Source organism: Streptomyces sp. DT190, assembly GCF_049846985.1.
Taxonomy (GTDB): domain Bacteria; phylum Actinomycetota; class Actinomycetes; order Streptomycetales; family Streptomycetaceae; genus Streptomyces.
The window spans coordinates 225,124-241,251 of sequence record NZ_JBNCNM010000009.1 but is presented as its reverse complement, the minus strand read 5'-3'; the positions used below and the strand labels follow the sequence as shown (position 1 = coordinate 241,251).

The 16,128-nt window shown below is 71.3% G+C and carries 15 protein-coding genes; 10 read left to right on the top strand and 5 right to left on the bottom strand.

Going from position 1 to position 16,128, the window contains the following annotated elements; genetic code table 11:
- Nucleotides 1–335: 335 nt before the first annotated feature.
- Both aceE and ACPXCS_RS18575 read left to right on the top strand, forming a co-directional pair.
- The gene (gene aceE / locus ACPXCS_RS18580) at nt 336–3,083 is read left to right on the top strand and encodes a pyruvate dehydrogenase (acetyl-transferring), homodimeric type (RefSeq protein ID WP_425945179.1); all 2,748 of its coding nucleotides are present in this window, start codon (nt 336–338) and stop codon (nt 3,081–3,083) included.
- An 83-nt stretch (nt 3,084–3,166) separates the two neighbouring features.
- A complete protein-coding gene (locus tag ACPXCS_RS18575; protein WP_425945178.1) occupies nt 3,167–3,901 on the top strand; it encodes a potassium channel family protein in 735 nt (244 codons plus the stop codon).
- A 67-nt stretch (nt 3,902–3,968) separates the two neighbouring features.
- Here the strand turns inward: ACPXCS_RS18575 and ACPXCS_RS18570 are convergent, their stop codons facing one another.
- Nucleotides 3,969–4,277 carry a small hydrophobic protein gene (locus ACPXCS_RS18570; RefSeq protein ID WP_425945177.1) on the bottom strand — a complete coding sequence of 103 codons (309 nt, stop codon included), beginning with the start codon at nt 4,275–4,277 and terminating at the stop codon, nt 3,969–3,971.
- Between the two features lie 279 nt (nt 4,278–4,556).
- On the bottom strand, nt 4,557–6,176 hold the full coding sequence (locus tag ACPXCS_RS18565; RefSeq protein ID WP_425945176.1) for an MFS transporter: 1,620 nt from the start codon (nt 6,174–6,176) through the stop codon (nt 4,557–4,559).
- A 116-nt stretch (nt 6,177–6,292) separates the two neighbouring features.
- Here ACPXCS_RS18565 and ACPXCS_RS18560 point away from each other — a divergent pair, with 116 nt between their 5' ends.
- From ACPXCS_RS18560 to ACPXCS_RS18550, 3 genes are all read left to right on the top strand, one after another.
- Nucleotides 6,293–6,925 carry a TetR family transcriptional regulator gene (locus ACPXCS_RS18560; RefSeq protein ID WP_425945175.1) on the top strand — a complete coding sequence of 211 codons (633 nt, stop codon included), beginning with the start codon at nt 6,293–6,295 and terminating at the stop codon, nt 6,923–6,925.
- 73 nt (nt 6,926–6,998) lie between these two features.
- Nucleotides 6,999–8,207, top strand: a complete 1,209-nt coding sequence (locus ACPXCS_RS18555; protein WP_425945173.1) for an alpha/beta hydrolase — start codon at nt 6,999–7,001, stop codon at nt 8,205–8,207.
- Nucleotides 8,208–8,273: 66 nt separating this feature from the next.
- On the top strand, nt 8,274–9,125 hold the full coding sequence (locus ACPXCS_RS18550; RefSeq protein ID WP_425945389.1) for a DUF4429 domain-containing protein: 852 nt from the start codon (nt 8,274–8,276) through the stop codon (nt 9,123–9,125).
- A gap of 83 nt (nt 9,126–9,208) precedes the next feature.
- On the opposite strand, the gene ACPXCS_RS18545 is transcribed toward ACPXCS_RS18550, so the two are convergent.
- Together ACPXCS_RS18545 and ACPXCS_RS18540 are read right to left on the bottom strand one after the other, a co-directional pair.
- On the bottom strand, nt 9,209–10,222 hold the full coding sequence (locus ACPXCS_RS18545; RefSeq protein WP_425945172.1) for an aldo/keto reductase: 1,014 nt from the start codon (nt 10,220–10,222) through the stop codon (nt 9,209–9,211).
- Entirely contained in the window at nt 10,219–10,683 is a 465-nt protein-coding gene (locus ACPXCS_RS18540; RefSeq protein ID WP_425945171.1) for a MerR family transcriptional regulator, read from the bottom strand. The genes ACPXCS_RS18545 and ACPXCS_RS18540 overlap by 4 nt, the downstream gene beginning before the upstream one ends.
- 98 nt (nt 10,684–10,781) lie before the next feature.
- On the opposite strand from ACPXCS_RS18540, the gene ACPXCS_RS18535 reads away from it, so the two are divergent.
- Both ACPXCS_RS18535 and ACPXCS_RS18530 read left to right on the top strand, forming a co-directional pair.
- Nucleotides 10,782–11,252, top strand: coding sequence for a GNAT family N-acetyltransferase (locus ACPXCS_RS18535; protein WP_425945170.1), 471 nt, complete (start codon nt 10,782–10,784; stop codon nt 11,250–11,252).
- 18 nt (nt 11,253–11,270) lie between these two features.
- Nucleotides 11,271–12,086 (top strand): serine hydrolase domain-containing protein, encoded by an 816-nt coding sequence (locus tag ACPXCS_RS18530; protein ID WP_425945169.1) that lies wholly within the window; start codon nt 11,271–11,273, stop codon nt 12,084–12,086.
- Between the two features lie 12 nt (nt 12,087–12,098).
- On the opposite strand, the gene ACPXCS_RS18525 is transcribed toward ACPXCS_RS18530, so the two are convergent.
- Entirely contained in the window at nt 12,099–12,764 is a 666-nt protein-coding gene (locus tag ACPXCS_RS18525; RefSeq protein WP_425945388.1) for a pirin family protein, read from the bottom strand.
- Nucleotides 12,765–12,826: 62 nt separating this feature from the next.
- Here ACPXCS_RS18525 and fasR point away from each other — a divergent pair, with 62 nt between their 5' ends.
- From fasR to ACPXCS_RS18510, 3 genes are all read left to right on the top strand, one after another.
- Nucleotides 12,827–14,032, top strand: a complete 1,206-nt coding sequence (gene fasR, locus ACPXCS_RS18520) for a fatty acid biosynthesis transcriptional regulator FasR (protein ID WP_425945168.1) — start codon at nt 12,827–12,829, stop codon at nt 14,030–14,032.
- Between the two features lie 89 nt (nt 14,033–14,121).
- A complete protein-coding gene (locus ACPXCS_RS18515; protein WP_425945167.1) occupies nt 14,122–15,081 on the top strand; it encodes an ACP S-malonyltransferase in 960 nt (319 codons plus the stop codon).
- A gap of 16 nt (nt 15,082–15,097) precedes the next feature.
- Complete coding sequence (locus tag ACPXCS_RS18510; protein WP_425945166.1) at nt 15,098–16,099, top strand: ketoacyl-ACP synthase III; 1,002 nt, start codon at nt 15,098–15,100, stop codon at nt 16,097–16,099.
- Nucleotides 16,100–16,128 lie beyond the last annotated feature (29 nt).

Sequence of the window (16,128 nt, the reverse complement as noted above, 5' to 3'; positions counted from 1 at the left end):
GATCGCGCAAGTACCCGGCCGTTCAGACCGCCGAAACGGTGACGATCCTGGCGGTGTCACCGCAACTCCAGGCACACCATCGTGGTCCCAGGTGACGCACACCACACCTTTCTGCCCCGTTTGGGCGTTTGGGAATCGTCTGTGGGTACGAGACTCGAAGGTATTCGCCCCATACGTCACGGAGTCGTTCTGACGTCTGGGTTACCGCCCGGTAGAGATGACGTTTGACGGCCGCGAGGTGGACCATGGGGAGCGGCGCGCCCCCCAGCGACGACGCCCCGGCGACGACAGCGAAACAGCGGCCCTCGCAGGCCCTCTGACAGGTAAGGAACAGCGTGGCTTCCGCATCCGATCGCAACCCGATCATCATTGGCGGCCTTCCGAGTCAGGTTCCTGACTTCGACCCCGAAGAGACGCAGGAGTGGCTCGACTCCCTCGACGCCGCCGTCGACGAGCGCGGCCGGGAACGCGCCCGCTACCTGATGCTGCGGCTGATCGAGCGGGCCCGCGAGAAGCGCGTGGCCGTGCCGGAGATGCGCAGCACGGACTACGTCAACACCATCCCCACCAAGAGCGAGCCGTTCTTCCCGGGCAACGAGGAGATCGAGCGCAAGATCCTCAACGCGACCCGCTGGAACGCGGCCGTGATGGTCTCCCGCGCCCAGCGCCCGGGCATCGGCGTCGGCGGCCACATCGCCACGTTCGCCTCCTCCGCGTCCCTCTACGACGTCGGCTTCAACCACTTCTTCCGCGGCAAGGACGAGGGCGACGGCGGCGACCAGGTCTTCTTCCAGGGGCACGCCTCCCCCGGCATCTACGCCCGCGCCTTCCTGCTGGACCGGCTCAGCGAGCAGCACCTGGACGGCTTCCGCCAGGAGAAGTCCAGGGCGCCGCACGCGCTGTCGTCGTACCCGCACCCGCGGTCGATGCCGGACTTCTGGGAGTTCCCGACGGTGTCGATGGGCCTCGGCCCGATCGGCGCGATCTACCAGGCGCGCATGAACCGCTACATGGAGGCGCGCGGCATCGCCGACACCTCCAGGTCGCACGTCTGGGCGTTCCTCGGCGACGGCGAGATGGACGAGCCGGAGTCGCTGGGCCAGCTGTCCATCGCCGCCCGCGAGGGCCTGGACAACCTCACGTTCGTCGTCAACTGCAACCTGCAGCGCCTGGACGGCCCGGTGCGCGGCAACGGGAAGATCATCCAGGAGCTGGAGTCGATCTTCCGCGGCGCCGGCTGGAACGTGATCAAGCTGGTCTGGGACCGCACCTGGGACCCGCTGCTCGCCCAGGACCGCGACGGTGTGCTGGTCAACAAGATGAACACCACGCCGGACGGGCAGTTCCAGACGTACGCCACGGAGACCGGCGCGTACATCCGCGACCACTTCTTCGGCGACGACCACCGGCTGCGCGCCATGGTCGAGAACATGACCGACGACCAGATCCTGCACCTGGGCCGCGGCGGTCACGACCACCGGAAGATCTTCGCGGCCTACAAGGCGGCCGTGGAGCACAAGGGCCAGCCGACGGTCATCCTCGCCAAGACGATCAAGGGCTGGACGCTGGGCCCGAACTTCGAGGGCCGCAACGCCACGCACCAGATGAAGAAGCTGACGGTCGACGACCTCAAGCGCTTCCGCGACCGTCTGCACCTGCCGATCCCGGACAAGGAGCTGGAGTCCGGCGTGCCGCCGTACTACCACCCGGGCCGGGACTCGGAGGAGATCCAGTACATGCACGACCGCCGCCAGGGCCTCGGCGGTTACGTCCCGACGCGCGTGGTGCGCTCCAAGCCGCTCCCACTGCCCGAGGACAAGACGTACGCGACCGTGAAGAAGGGCTCGGGCAACCAGTCCATCGCGACGACGATGGCCTTTGTGCGGCTCCTCAAGGACCTCATGCGGGACAAGGAGATCGGCAAGCGGTTCGTGCTGATCGCGCCGGACGAGTACCGCACGTTCGGCATGGACTCGTTCTTCCCGAGCGCGAAGATCTACAACCCGCTCGGCCAGCAGTACGAGTCGGTCGACCGCGATCTGCTGCTCGCCTACAAGGAGTCGCCGAACGGCCAGATGCTGCACGACGGCATCTCGGAGGCGGGCTGCACGGCCTCGCTGATCGCCGCCGGCTCGGCCTACGCCACGCACGGCGAGCCGCTGATCCCGGTCTACGTCTTCTACTCGATGTTCGGTTTCCAGCGCACGGGTGACCAGTTCTGGCAGATGGCCGACCAGCTGGCGCGCGGTTTCGTCCTGGGCGCGACCGCCGGCCGCACCACCCTGACCGGTGAGGGCCTGCAGCACGCCGACGGCCACTCGCAGCTGCTGGCCTCGACCAACCCGGGCTGCGTGGCCTACGACCCGGCCTTCGGCTTCGAGATCGCGCACATCGTGAAGGACGGGCTCAGGAGGATGTACGGCAGCTCGCCCGAGCACCCGCACGGCGAGGACGTCTTCTACTACCTGACCGTCTACAACGAGCCGATCCAGCACCCCGCCGAGCCGGACGACGTGGACGTCGAGGGCATCCTCAAGGGCCTGTACCGCTTCAGCGCGGGCACGGCCGGCTCGATCCCGGCGCAGATCCTGGCGTCCGGTGTGGCGCTCCCCTGGGCCATCGAGGCGCAGAAGCTGCTGGCCGAGGAGTGGAACGTCAAGGCGGACGTCTGGTCGGCGACCTCCTGGAACGAACTGCGGCGCGAGGCCGTGGACTGCGAGGAGCACAACCTGCTGCACCCGGAGGAGGAGCAGCGGGTGCCGTACGTGACGCGCAAGCTCGCGGACGCGCAGGGACCGGTCGTGGCCGTCTCCGACTGGATGCGGTCGGTGCCGGACCAGATCGCGCGCTGGGTGCCGCAGACGTACCAGTCGCTCGGCGCGGACGGCTTCGGCTTCGCCGACACCCGGGGCGCGGCCCGCCGGTTCTTCCACATCGACGCGCAGTCGGTGGTGGTGGCGGTGCTGACCGAGCTGGCCCGCGAGGGCAAGGTCGACCGGTCGGTGCTCAAGCAGGCCATCGACCGGTACCAGCTGCTCGACGTGTCGGCGGCCGACCCGGGGGCCGCGGGCGGCGACGCATAACACATCGGGCCCTGTCAAGGGGTGGTGAGGCTCACGGGTACACCGTGGGCGCACCACCCCTTCACGTTTCCTACGATGCGGCCATGCAGCAGCAGCCGGCCCAACTGCGTTGGGAACAGCACACACAGCGTCCGCTCTTCGCCCTGGCGCTGGCCTTCGCCGTCGCCTACGCCGTGCCGATCGTCCGGCCGGACGCGAGCCGGGACGTGGTGGAGGTCTGCACGGCGGTGGAGTGGGTGGTGTGGGGGGCGTTCGCGCTCGACTACGTCGTCCGGTTCGCCCTGGCCGAGCGGCGGCTGCTGTTCGTGCGCACCCACTGGCTCGACCTCGCGGCCGTGCTGCTGCCGCTGCTGCAGCCCATGCGGCTGCTGCGGCTGGTGTCGACGCTGCTGCTGGTCGGGCAGCGGGCGCGGATGGCCTCGCAGATACGGCTCACCACCTACGTCGCCGGCTCGGTGGTCGGGCTGCTGATGTTCGGCTCGCTGGCCGTGCTGTCCGTGGAGCGGGACTCACCGGACGGGAACATCCGGACACTGGGTGACGCGGTGTGGTGGTCCTTCACGACGATGACGACCGTGGGCTACGGGGACCACGCGCCGACCACCGGGCTGGGGCGGATGCTCGCGGTCGGGCTGATGCTGTCCGGGATCGCCCTGCTGGGTGTGGTGACGGCGAACATCGCCGCCTGGTTCATCTCCCGCTTCGAGAAGGACGACGTGGAGGAGCGCCGGCAGACCGAGGCGATACGGGAGCTGACGGAGGAGGTCCGGGCGCTGCGCGGCGAGTTGGCGGCGCTGAAGGGGACGTCGGTGAAATGACAGGAAGGAGGGCCCCCGGCGCGGTCGCCGCGGGCCCTTCCCTCACGTCCCCGGGGAGGACGGCACGTCAGAACAGCATGCCGTTGCCCCCGGGCGCCGCCCCGGCCAGCCAGATGAGGGCCAGGAGCGTGTCGATGGCGCCCAGGACCAGGGCGACCACGGCCGTGACGGGCCGGGAGCCCGCCCAGCTGCGGCCCATGGCGAGCCAGCCGCAGACGATCGCCACCGGGCCGAGGATGATCCCCAGCACGAAGAAACCGGCGACCGCGCAGATGACTCCGATGATTCCGAGCGTCGCGCGATCCGGCCCGGTCCGTGACCACGTGCGGCCACGTGAGCGGGGGTGCCTGCGCGTACCGTGTCCGAAGCTCGCCATCGTCAACTCCCGTAAACCCTCGATCGGTTGGGTTCGATTCGGGTACGGGGTGACGAGTACCCCGACAGCGGTCCTCAATCCTGCTGCCTGCGCGCCGCCCCCCTCCGGCAGCGCGCCGCAGCATCCGTCCCCCCGTGCCCTGCGGAGGACTTGACCCACTGTGACCTGGGGCGGGGCCGGAAGGGAGGGATCGGCCGTCCTGTTCACCCTGATAGGCGAACGCCCCCGGGATCGGCTCCCGGGGGCGGGCCCGCGGGAGGAACTCCCGGGGGCGGACCGTCAGATGTGCGCGGCGCCCGCGCCCGCGTTCTCACCGCGCTTGGTGAGGAACGCCACGAACACGGCGACCACGGCGACCCCGGCGGCGACGAGCGAGGCGGCGCTCATGCCGGAGATGAACGTGTCGTGCGCGACGCCCGTGATCTTCGCGGCGATCGCGTCCGGAGTACCCGGCGCCACCGGCGGGACGCCGACCTGGACCGCCTCGGACGCCTGGTGCTCCTGCTCCGGCGTCAGCGGGGGCAGCCCGGCCTTCGTCCAGTTGTCCGCGAGGTCGCTGTTGACCTTGGAGGCCATCACCGCGCCCAGCACGGCCGTGCCCAGGCTGCCGCCGATCTGCATGGCGGCCTGCTGGAGGCCACCGGCGACACCCGAGAGCTCCATGGGCGCGTTGCCCACGATGACCTCGGTGGCGCCGACCATGACCGGGGCCAGGCCGAGGCCCAGCAGGGCGAACCAGAGCGACATGATGCCGCTGCCGGTGTCCGTCTCCAGCGTGGACATGCCGTACATGGCGATCGCGGTGAGCGCCATGCCGCCGGCCAGCGGGACCCGCGGGCCGAACTTGGTGATCATGGCGCCGGCGAGCGGGGAGCCGACGATCATCATGCCGGTGAGCGGCAGCAGGTGCAGACCGGCGTCGACCGGGCTCATGCCGTGCACGTTCTGCAGGTAGAACGTCACGAAGAACAGGCCGCCCATGAACGCGATGGCCATGAGGACCATCAGCACGACACCGGCGGACAGCGCCACGGACCGGAACAGCGCCAGCGGGATCAGCGGCTCCTTCACCTTCGTCTCCCAGAAGGCGAAGAGGCCGAAGCCCAGCACGGAGGCGGCCAGGAAGCCGATCGTCTTGGCATCGCCCCAGCCCCACTCGGACGGCGGGGCCTTGATGAGCGCCCACACCAGGCAGAACACGGCGGTCGACAGCAGGGCGATGCCCAGGACGTCGAAGGAGCGCGGGGCGTTCTCGGCGCGGTGGTCCAGCAGGATCCACACGCCGAGCGCGACGGCGAGGACGCCGACCGGCACGTTGATGAAGAACACCGACTGCCAGTTGACGTGCTCGACGAGCACACCGCCGAGGATCGGGCCGCCGGCGGTGGAGGCGCCGATGACCATGCCCCAGATGCCGATCGCCATGTTCAGCTTCTCGGCCGGGAACGTGGCGCGCAGCAGGCCGAGCGCGGCCGGCATCAGCAGCGCGCCGAACAGGCCCTGCAGGACGCGGAAGACGACGACGAAGGCGATGCTGTCGGACAGGCCGATGGCGCCCGAGGCGGCGGCGAAGCCGACGACGCCGATGAGGAAGGTCTGCCGGTGGCCGAAGCGGTCGCCGAGCTTGCCCGCGGTGATCAGGGAGACGGCGAGGGCGAGGAAGTAGCCGTTGGTGATCCACTGGACTTCGGCGAACGTGGCACCGAGGTCCTTCTGGATGGCCGGGTTGGCGATGGCCACGATGGTGCCGTCGAGGGCCACCATCATGACCCCCACTGCGACGGTTATGAGGGTGAGCCAGGGGTGCCCTCGCAGCCCCTTGCCCGGCGTCGCGTCCGACGGCGTCGCCGGCGAGTCGCCCCCCGACCCCGTCGTGTCGATGGTGGTCTGACTAGTCATGCGTTCGAGGCTAATGACAGCCGCTGACAATTGACAAACCAATTCACTAGTCGGTAACTGACACGACATCCCCGTATAGCCTGAGCTGGGCGAACACTTCAGACGAAAGGCACACCTTGAACCTGCGCGAACGCAAGAAACAGCGCACCCGGGACGCCCTGCTGCGGGCCGCCCTGGAGCTGTTCGTCACGCGCGGGTACGAGGAGACGACCGTCGACGACATCACCGCCGCCGTCGACGTCTCGCAGCGCACCTTCTTCCGCTACTTCGCCGGCAAGGAGGAGACGGCGTTCTTCGTGCCGCGGCTCGCGGAGGCCCTCGTGGTGGACGCCGTGCGGGCCCGGCCGCGGGGCGAGGTGCCGCTGGAGGCGCTGCGCCGGGCCGTCCTGGAGAGCTGGGACACGATCCACGAGGCGGTGGAGGAGATCGTGCCGATGGACCTCCACATGCGCGTCTACCGGGTGATCGAGTCGACGCCCGCGCTGCTCGCCGCGCATCTGCGCCGGGCGGCGGAGCTGGAGGAGCAGCTCGCCCGCATCGTCGCCGAGCGCGAAGGGCTCGACGTGGACGCCGACCCGCGGCCGAGAATCGTCGTCGCCGTGTTCGGCGGGGTGATGCGTGTCACCGAGCGGCTGTGGTCGGCGGGGGACGACCTCACCCTGGACGGACTGCGCCGGCTCACCACGGCCTACCTCGACCAGGTGGGGCCGGCACTGGCCGGGAACTGGCGTGCGGAGCCGTCCCCCTAGGACACAAACCGAAACGTGATCCCGGTCACTTGGTTAACGCGAGACCCTCTCGTTCTCCTAGTGTGTCCTTTCAGTGACTTCCTTCGACACCTCCCCGCAACTGAACGTCTGGCGCGCACTGCTCGCTCTGGCCGTCGTCTTCGTGATGCTGGCGACCACCGGCTGGACGGCCCTGCGCAACCAGCGGGGCGACTCGCCGCTGCAGGCCTCGCTCTCCGCCTGGGAGGACGGCCGGATCGCCGGTCACCGTCTGCCGGACCCGCAGTCCGAGCCGAAGCGGCTCGCCCGCTTCTTCGCCTCGCTCGGGGAGCGGGACCGCGCGAGCCTGGTCCACAAGTACGCCCTCGCGGTCGGCAACATGAACGGCGCCCCGGTCGAGCTGCGTTACCGGGCCAACCGCGTGGCACTGGCCGAGGCGCGTGACGTCGAGCGGGAACGCATGCACGACGAGCGCCTCACCCCGGCCGGCCAGCACGAGGCCGGGCGCAGGCTGCACCGCTTGGAGGACCTCCTGGAGAAGGGCCGCCGCATCCTGGCCTTCGACCCGGAGGGCTCGGGCCGGGTCGCGGAGGTCTTCGGCGACCTGCGCACGGCGGAGCGGGTGTCGGTCGTCGTGCCCGGCGTCGACACCGACCTGCTCACCTTCCAGCGCACCCACCGCCCCTATTCGGCGCCCGTCGGCATGGCCAGGGCCCTGTACGCGGCCGAGCGGCGGGCCGGCCCCTCGACGCGCACCGCCGTGATCGCCTGGGCCGACTACACGGCGCCGAGCGGACTCGGCATCGACTCCGCGACCGCGATGCGCGCCGAGGACGGCGCCGTACGGCTCGACGCGCTGGTGCGGGCGCTGCCCGGCAGTGCGCCGGTGTCGCTGTTCTGCCACAGCTACGGCTCGGTGGTCTGCGGGGTCGCGGCGCACCGCCTGCCGGGCCGGGTGTCCGACATCGCGGTGGCCGGCAGCCCCGGCATGCGCGTCGAGCGGGCGGCCCAGCTGCGCACCGGCGCACGGGTGTGGGCGATGCGGGACGCCGACGACTGGATCCAGGACGTGCCGTACCTGGAGGTCGGCGGACTGGGGCACGGCGCGGACCCGGTGTCCGCCGGGTTCGGGGCGCGGGTGCTGTCGGCGGCGGGCGCGAAGGGTCACGCCGGCTACTTCGAGCCGGGCACGGCAAGTCTGTTCAATTTCGCAGAGATCGGCGTTGGCGCATACCGCTCGGTGCACTGCGCGCACGAAGACGGCGTCTGCCGGACCGGTTTGTCCGGCACGGCGGCGGCCTGACACGCGTAGAGGCGAAGGAATTGCGGTCTGCTCGGCAGGGGGACGGAGGAGCGCGTGCCGCATACGATGAGCCGCATGGGTGACGTACTGGCCGGATTTCATGCCGCCTGGGAGTTCGAGTCCGACTCCGTGCTCATCCGTTACGAACGGGGGATTCGAACACCCAAGCTCTTTCAGGCGCTCGGGGAACGGCGCATCCCGCTGGACGCCATCGCCGGGGTGACGCTGACGCGCGGCAGGCGCGGCACGGTCGTGCTGCGCGTCGAGCCGCGGCCCGGGGCGGACCCGTTGATGGAGGCGGCCGCCGGCCAGCTCAAGGAGAGCGGCGACCCCTACCGGCTGGTGCTGCCCGCCGAGCGGGAGGTGCTCGCGGAGTACTACGCCGACGAACTGCGGGGGCTGCTGACGGAGTCCGGGCCCGCGGACCGGTTCCTCGTGGAGGCGCCGAAGGGACCGTTGTCGTTCAAGGCGTACGACGGCAAGGCGTCCTTCGACGGGCGGACCGTGAACTTCCGCTGGTTCTGGACGGGTGCGTCGTCGGCGAAGTGGAAGGCCGGGGACCAGAGTTTCCCCGTCGGGGAGCTCAACGGGGTGGAGTGGCGCTCGCCGGAGGTCTTCGAGGGGCATCTGCGGCTGCTGCGGCGGGATGCCGGGGAGCCGGCGGCGCAGGCCGACCAGGATCCGGCCGCGGTGGTGTTCGGACTGGGCTACGGGCCGGTGCACGAGTCGCTGCCGTTCGCCGCGGCGGTGCTGGCCGCGGTGCGCACGTCCAGTCCGGTGGCCGCCGTTCCCGCGCCGCGGCGCGATCCCGCGGACATCGCCGAGCGGATCCGGCACCTTGGGGAGCTGCATCAGGCCGGCCTGGTGACCGATGAGGAATTCTCCGTCAAGAAAGCGGAGTTGCTGGCGGAGCTCTAGCGTCTGCGGGGTACTGCGCGCCGGCGCGCGCGGGCCGTACGTGGCCGGTCGCGCAGTTCCCCGCGCCCCTTCAGGGCGCTTGGCTACTCCCGGCCCGCCGAGGTGAACGCCATGTCCGCGTAGCGGTCGCCCGCCACCTGGGCCGCGATGCCGTCCAGCAGGTCCAGCTGCTCGTCCGTCAGGACGATCCCGGTGGCCGCCGCGTTCTCCTCGACCCTGGCGGGCTTGCGGGTGCCCGGGATCGGGACGACCGGGAGATCGCGGAGCGTCGCCTGCTGGTGGACCCAGGCCAGGGCGATCTGGCCGAGGGAGGCGTCGTGGGCCTTCGCCACCGAGCGGATCAGCTCCAGCAGGGGCGCGTTGGCCGTGGCGTTGTCGCCCGTGAAGCGGGGCTGCTGACGGCGGAAGTCGTCCGGCGACAGCTCCTCCGCCCGGGCGAACGAGCCGGTCAGGAAGCCCCGGCCGAGCGGGGAGTAGGGGACCAGGGCCACGCCCAGCTCGCGGGCCGCCGGGACGACGTGCGTCTCGATGTCCCGGCTGAACAGGGACCACTCCGACTGCACGGCGGCGATGGGGTGCACGGCGTGCGCGGCGCGCAGTTCGTCCGCCGTGACCTCGCTCAGGCCCAGGTGCTTGACCTTGCCCTCGCGGACCAGGTCCGCCATCGTGCCGACGCTCTCCTCGATCGGCACGTTCACATCGCGCCGGTGCATGTAGTAGAGGTCGATGGCCTCGACGTCCAGGCGCTGCAGGCTCGCCTCGACGGCCTGGCGGATGTAGGGCGGGTCGTTGCGGACGATCCGGCGCGTCGGGTCGTCCGGCGGGATGGACAGGGCGAACTTGGTCGCGATGACGACCTCGTCGCGGTGGGCCTTGAAGAACGGCGACAGGAACCGCTCGTTCTCGCCGGCGCCGTACGCGTCGGCCGTGTCGTAGAGGGTGACGCCCAGTTCGAGGGCCCGCTCCAGGGTGGCGCGGGAGGCGTCCGCGTCCGAGGGGCCGTAGGCGAAGCTCATGCCCATGCAGCCGAGGCCCTGGACGCCCACCTCGGGGCCGTCGTCGCCGAGCTTCACCGTCGTGATCCTGCCGTCCGTCATCGGGACCTCTCCGACGCCAGGGGGCGCCCGGCGTCCGCGTAGAAACTGATCTTCCGGTCGAGCACGGCGAGCGTGCCGCGGAGTTCCTCGATCCGCGCCAGGACGTCCTGGCGGGTCGTCTGCAGCAGCTCGAAGCGCTCGGCGTAGGTGTGGTCGCCCTCGCGCACCAGTTCCGCGTACCTGACCATGTCGGCGACCGGCATGCCCGTCAGGCGGAGTTTGCCGACCAGGTCGAGCCAGTCGAGGTCGCGGTTGGTGTAGCGGCGCTGACCGGTGTGGGAGCGGTCGATGTGCGGCATCAGGCCGATGCGCTCGTACCAGCGCAGGGTGTGGGCCGTCAGGCCGGTGAAGGCGACGACCTCGCTGATCGTGTAGCGGTCCTCGCCGTCCGGGCGCCGTTTCTGCTGCGGCGGGCTCCCGCAGGTGTCGGTCCTGGTCCCCGTGGTCTCCATCACCGTCATGCCCCCAACGCTAGAACCTTGGAGTGCGCTCCAAGCAAGCGCCGACGGCAAGAAATCGGCAGGACGGCCCCGGATCCGGCTGGTTAGCGTACGGGGTCATGAGTGCCGTACGCCGCGCCCTGCCCCGGGACGCCGAGGAAGTCCTGCGCCTGCGACAGGTCATGATCGACTCGCTCTTCGCCACCGGCCCCTCGGCCAGCTGGCACGGGGAGTCCCTGCCCACGCTGCGGGCCCGACTCGCCGACGCGGAAGGGGACTTCGCGGCGTTCGTCGTGGACCACCCCGAGCGGCCGGGGGCGCTGGCGTCGCTGGTGGCGGGGACGATCGACTACCGCATCGGCAGGGCGGGCGACCCGCACGGCAGGGTGGGTTTCGTCTTCAGTGTCGCCACCGACCCGGGAACCCGGCGCCGCGGCTACGCGCGGGCCTGCATGACGACGCTGCTGGAGTGGTTCCGCGAGCGGGGTGTCCGGCGGGTGCAGCTCACCGCGTCGGCGGAGGCCGAGCCGCTGTACGTCTCCCTCGGGTTCCGGCCCAAACCCGACCCCTTGCTGGAGCTGACGCTGTGAGCGCTTAGGCTCGCAGACATGTCGCTGAAGAGCCTCGCGCTGATCGAGAACTGGCCGGTTCCCACCGCCGCGGCGGGTGTCGTACGGGCGGACGGCACCGTCCTCGGCACCCACGGCCCGGCCGGGCTGCGGTTCCCGCTCGCCTCGGTGACCAAGCCGCTGGCCGCGTACGCGGTGCTGGTCGCCTACGAGGAGGGCGCGATCGAGTTCGACGAGCCCGCCGGTCCGGCCGGCTCGACCGTCCGGCACCTGCTCGCGCACACCTCGGGCCTGGCCTTCGACGAGCACAAGGTCACGGCCCCGCCCGGGGAGCGGCGGCTGTACTCCAACGCCGGGTTCGAGCAGCTCGGCGACCATGTCGCGAAGGCGACCGACATCCCGTTCGCCGAGTACCTGCGGCAGGCCGTGCTGGAGCCGCTGGGCATGGCCTCGACGACCCTGGAGGGCTCCCCGGCCAAGGACGGGGTCTCCACGGTGGAGGACCTGCTGCGGTTCGCCGCCGAGGTGCAGGCGCCGCGGCTGCTGGACCCCCGTACGGTCGCCGAGGCGATGAGCGTGCACTACCCGGGTACCAAGGGCGTCCTGCCGGGGTACGGCCACCAGAACCCCAACGACTGGGGGCTCGGCTTCGAGATCCGCGACTCCAAGTCGCCGCACTGGACGGGCTCGTCGTCCTCCCCGCGCACGTTCGGGCATTTCGGGCAGTCGGGGACGTTCCTGTGGGTCGACCCCGACGCGGGGGCGGCGTGCGTGGCGCTGACGGACCGGGCGTTCGGGCCGTGGGCGATCGAGGCATGGCCGGCCTTCACGGACGCCGTGCTCGCGGAGGTCTAGGCCGGACACGGTCTAGGGGCGCGGGTCCCGGGCCATCTCCCAGACGAGGAACTCGGCCGCCGTCACGGCCTCCGCCTCCAGTCCCTCGGCGCCGGTGATCCGGGCCGCGTCGCCGGCGCCCAGCTCCTCGCCGTCCAGGCGTACCTCACCGCGGACGACGTGCAGATACACGTACGCCGCGTCCGGCACCGCCGTCCGCTCCCCCGCCGCCAGGCGCCGTACGTGCAGCATCGCGCCGGCCTCGGGGAGGGCGTAGGGCGTGGCGTCGGCGATGCCGCGGACCACCTCGTAGCGGGGCTCGCCGCCGGGCTGCAGCGGGGCCAGCCACATCTGCAGGAAGACCAGGGGCTCGGGGCCGTCGTTGCGCTCCACGTGCCGCACGCCGGCCGCCGAGCTCAGGCGCTGCACGTCGCCGTGGCGGACGACGGACTCGTGCCCGGCGGAGTCCCGGTGCGTCAGCTCGCCCCGCACCACCCACGTCACGATCTCGGTGTGGCTGTGGGAATGCTCGTCGAACCCGGCCCCGGGGGCCAGCCGCTCCTCGTTGCAGGCGAGCACCGCGCCGAAGCGGAGGTTGTCCGGGTCGTAGTGGGACCCGAAGGAGAAGGCGTGCCGGGTCTCGATGCCGGCCGCCGGGTCACCGCCCCGGTAGCGCTCGCCGGCGCGCCGCATGTCCATCACGGGGACCACCGTAGACCCGGCGGCGCACCCTCCCGTCCGGATAAGGCAGTCTTGTCCCCGTGCCCGAACCCGAAACCAGCAAGACCCCAGCCGCAGCCCGTGACCTCCACCCGCACTCCGCGACGCTGAAGCGGCTGGAGAAGTCCTCCGGATCGCTCGCCGCGCAGGCCATCGCGCGGATGGACGAGACGCTGCCCTGGTACCGGGCCATGCCCCCGGAGAACCGTTCCTGGATCGGTCTGGTCGCGCAGGCGGGCATCGCCGCGTTCACCGAGTGGTTCCGGCGCCCGGACGCCCCGCAGGCCATCTCCACCGACGTCTTCGGCACCGCGCCGCGCGAACTGACCCGGGCGATCACGCTGCGCCAGACCGTGGAGATGGTGCGCACCACCATCGAGGTGATGGAGTCCGCGATCGACGAGGTCGCGGCCCCCGGCGACGAGAGCGTCCTGCGCGAGGCCCTGCTCGTGTACGCGCGCGAGATCGCCTTCGCCACCGCCCAGGTGTACGCCCAGGCCGCCGAGGCACGCGGCGCCTGGGACGCCCGGCTGGAGTCCCTGGTGGTGAACGCCGTGCTGAGCGGCGAGGCCGACGAGGGGGCCGTGTCCCGGGCCGCCGCCCTCGGCTGGAACTCCCCCGAGCACGTGTGCGTGGTGCTCGGCACGGCGCCCGACGGGGACAGCGAGCTGACCGTCGAGGCGATACGACGCGCATCCCGGCACGCCAAGCTCCAGGTGCTGACCGGGGTGCTCGGCGACCGGCTGGTCGTCATCGCGGGCGGCAGCGACAACCCGCTGGCCGTGGCCAAGTCGCTCATCGGCCCGTTCGCGGCCGGGCCGGTCGTGGCGGGCCCGGTGGTGCCCGACCTGCAGGCCGCGACCCGGTCCGCGCAGGCCGCCGCCGCGGGCCTGAAGGCGTGTTCCGCCTGGCAGGACGCCCCGCGCCCGGTCCTCGCCGACGACCTGCTCCCGGAGCGGGCGATCGCCGGCGACCCCTCGGCCCGCGAGCAACTGGTGGAGGAGATCTACAGACCGCTGGAGGAGGCCGGGGCGGCGCTGCTGGAAACCCTCAGCGTCTACCTGGAGCAGGCGAGCAGTCTCGAAGGCGCGGCCCGGATGCTGTTCGTGCATCCCAACACCGTCCGCTACCGGCTTCGACGTGTGACTGACGTCACCGGTTGGTCACCCTCCGATGTACGCTCTGCCTTCACGCTGCGGATCGCGCTGATCCTGGGGCGTCTGGTCGATGGAGATCTCCAGCCCTAAGGTTTTGTGGAAGCTCGACAAAACCCCCTCGTGTTCTTCGTCCCTGTCCCCACGGGCGGCCGTGCCCGTACCCAAGAGAGAGTGTGAGAGTGCTCGTACTCGTCGCTCCCGGCCAAGGCGCCCAGACGCCCGGCTTCCTGACTGAATGGCTCGACCTCCCCGGTGTCCGCGGTGCCCTGGAGGCATGGTCCGACGCCGCGGGACTCGACCTGATCCGTTACGGCACCGAGGCCGACGCGGAGGAGATCCGAGACACCGCGGTGGCGCAGCCGCTGCTCGTCGCGGCCGGACTGGCGTCCGCGGCCCTGCTGTTCGAGGACCCGGCCGACCTGCCGCGGAAGGTCGGCGCGATCGCCGGTCACAGCGTCGGCGAGTTCACCGCCGCCTCGCTCGCCGGGGTGCTCCCGCACGAGGAGGCGCTCCGTCTGGTCCGCGCCCGCGGTCTCGCCATGGCCGAGGCCGCCGCCGTCACCGAGACGGGCATGGCCGCGCTGCTGGGCGGCGACCCCGCCGTGACGCTTCCGCACCTGGAGAAGCTGGGCCTGACCCCGGCGAACATCAACGGCGCCGGCCAGATCGTCGCGGCCGGTACCAAGGAGCAGCTCGCCGCGCTGGAGGCGGACAAGCCCGAGGGCGTGCGCAAGGTCGTCGCCCTGAAGGTCGCCGGGGCGTTCCACACGCACCACATGGCCCCCGCGGTCGAGACGCTGGCGAAGGCCGCCGCCGACGCCCGGGGCACCGGCGACCCGGCGCTCACCTACGTCTCCAACAAGGACGGCCGGGCCGTCACCGCCGGCGGCGAGGTGCTGGAGCGTCTGGTCGGCCAGGTCGCCAGCCCGGTCCGCTGGGACCTGTGCATGGAGACCTTCAAGGAGCTCGGGGTCACGGCGCTGATCGAGGTGTGCCCCGGCGGCACCCTCACCGGCCTGGCCAAGCGGGCCCTGCCGGGCGTGCGGACGCTGGCCCTGAAGTCCCCCGCCGACCTCGACGCGGCTCGCGCGCTCATCGCCGAGACGTCGACACCCGCCGCTGACGCGGCGGGTGCCTGAGAAGGAGCCCGAGAGCATGGCGAAGATCAAGCCCAGCAAGGGCGCCCCGTACGCGCGCATCCTCGGTGTCGGCGGCTACCGCCCGACCCGGGTCGTGCCGAACGAGGTGATCCTGGAGACGATCGAGTCGTCCGACGAGTGGATCCGCTCGCGCTCGGGCATCGAGACCCGGCACTGGGCCTCCGACGAGGAGACCGTCGCCGCGATGTCCCTGGAGGCCTCCGGCAAGGCCATCGCGGACGCGGGCATCTCCGCGGAGCAGATCGGCGGCGTCATCGTCTCGACCGTCTCGCACTTCAAGCAGACGCCGGCCGTCGCCACCGAGATCGCCGACAAGCTGGGCACCGCCAAGGCCGCCGCCTTCGACATCTCGGCGGGCTGCGCGGGCTTCGGCTACGGGCTGACCCTCGCCAAGGGCATGATCGTCGAGGGTTCGGCGGAGTACGTCCTGGTGATCGGCGTCGAGCGGCTGAGCGACCTGACGGACCTGGAGGACCGCGCGACGGCCTTCCTGTTCGGTGACGGCGCCGGCGCGGTCGTGGTCGGCCCGTCCCGGGAGCCCGCGATCGGCCCGACCGTGTGGGGCTCCGAGGGCGACAAGTCCGACACCATCAAGCAGACCGTGCCGTGGACGGACTACCGCGACGGGACGGTCGGGAAGTTCCCCGCGATCACCCAGGAAGGCCAGGCGGTGTTCCGCTGGGCCGTGTTCGAGATGGCGAAGGTCGCCCAGCAGGCGCTGGACGCGGCCGGGATCAGCGTGGACGACCTGGACGTCTTCATCCCGCACCAGGCCAACGTGCGGATCATCGACTCGATGGTGAAGACCCTCAAACTGCCGGAGCACGTCACGGTCGCGCGTGACATCCGCACCACCGGCAACACCTCGGCCGCCTCGATCCCGCTCGCGATGGAGCGGCTCCTGGCGACCGGCGAGGCGAAGAGCGGCGACACCGCGCTCGTCATCGGCTTCGGGGCGGGTCTCGTCTACGCCGCGACTGTCGTTACCCTCCCCTAGGCACTCCGTGCCGGATCATGCGGTCCGGG

What these genes read in the sequence shown, in the direction of transcription:
- ACPXCS_RS18550 (WP_425945389.1), top strand. Translation starts at nt 8,274, where the DNA reads ATGAGCCGCATGGGTGACGTACTGGCCGGATTTCATGCCGCCTGGGAG.
- ACPXCS_RS18545 (WP_425945172.1), bottom strand. Translation starts at nt 10,222, where the DNA reads ATGACGGACGGCAGGATCACGACGGTGAAGCTCGGCGACGACGGCCCC.
- ACPXCS_RS18510 (WP_425945166.1), top strand. Translation starts at nt 15,098, where the DNA reads ATGGCGAAGATCAAGCCCAGCAAGGGCGCCCCGTACGCGCGCATCCTC.
- ACPXCS_RS18530 (WP_425945169.1), top strand. Translation starts at nt 11,271, where the DNA reads ATGTCGCTGAAGAGCCTCGCGCTGATCGAGAACTGGCCGGTTCCCACC.
- ACPXCS_RS18540 (WP_425945171.1), bottom strand. Translation starts at nt 10,683, where the DNA reads ATGACGGTGATGGAGACCACGGGGACCAGGACCGACACCTGCGGGAGC.
- ACPXCS_RS18525 (WP_425945388.1), bottom strand. Translation starts at nt 12,764, where the DNA reads ATGGACATGCGGCGCGCCGGCGAGCGCTACCGGGGCGGTGACCCGGCG.
- ACPXCS_RS18570 (WP_425945177.1), bottom strand. Translation starts at nt 4,277, where the DNA reads ATGGCGAGCTTCGGACACGGTACGCGCAGGCACCCCCGCTCACGTGGC.
- ACPXCS_RS18575 (WP_425945178.1), top strand. Translation starts at nt 3,167, where the DNA reads ATGCAGCAGCAGCCGGCCCAACTGCGTTGGGAACAGCACACACAGCGT.
- ACPXCS_RS18535 (WP_425945170.1), top strand. Translation starts at nt 10,782, where the DNA reads ATGAGTGCCGTACGCCGCGCCCTGCCCCGGGACGCCGAGGAAGTCCTG.
- ACPXCS_RS18565 (WP_425945176.1), bottom strand. Translation starts at nt 6,176, where the DNA reads ATGACTAGTCAGACCACCATCGACACGACGGGGTCGGGGGGCGACTCG.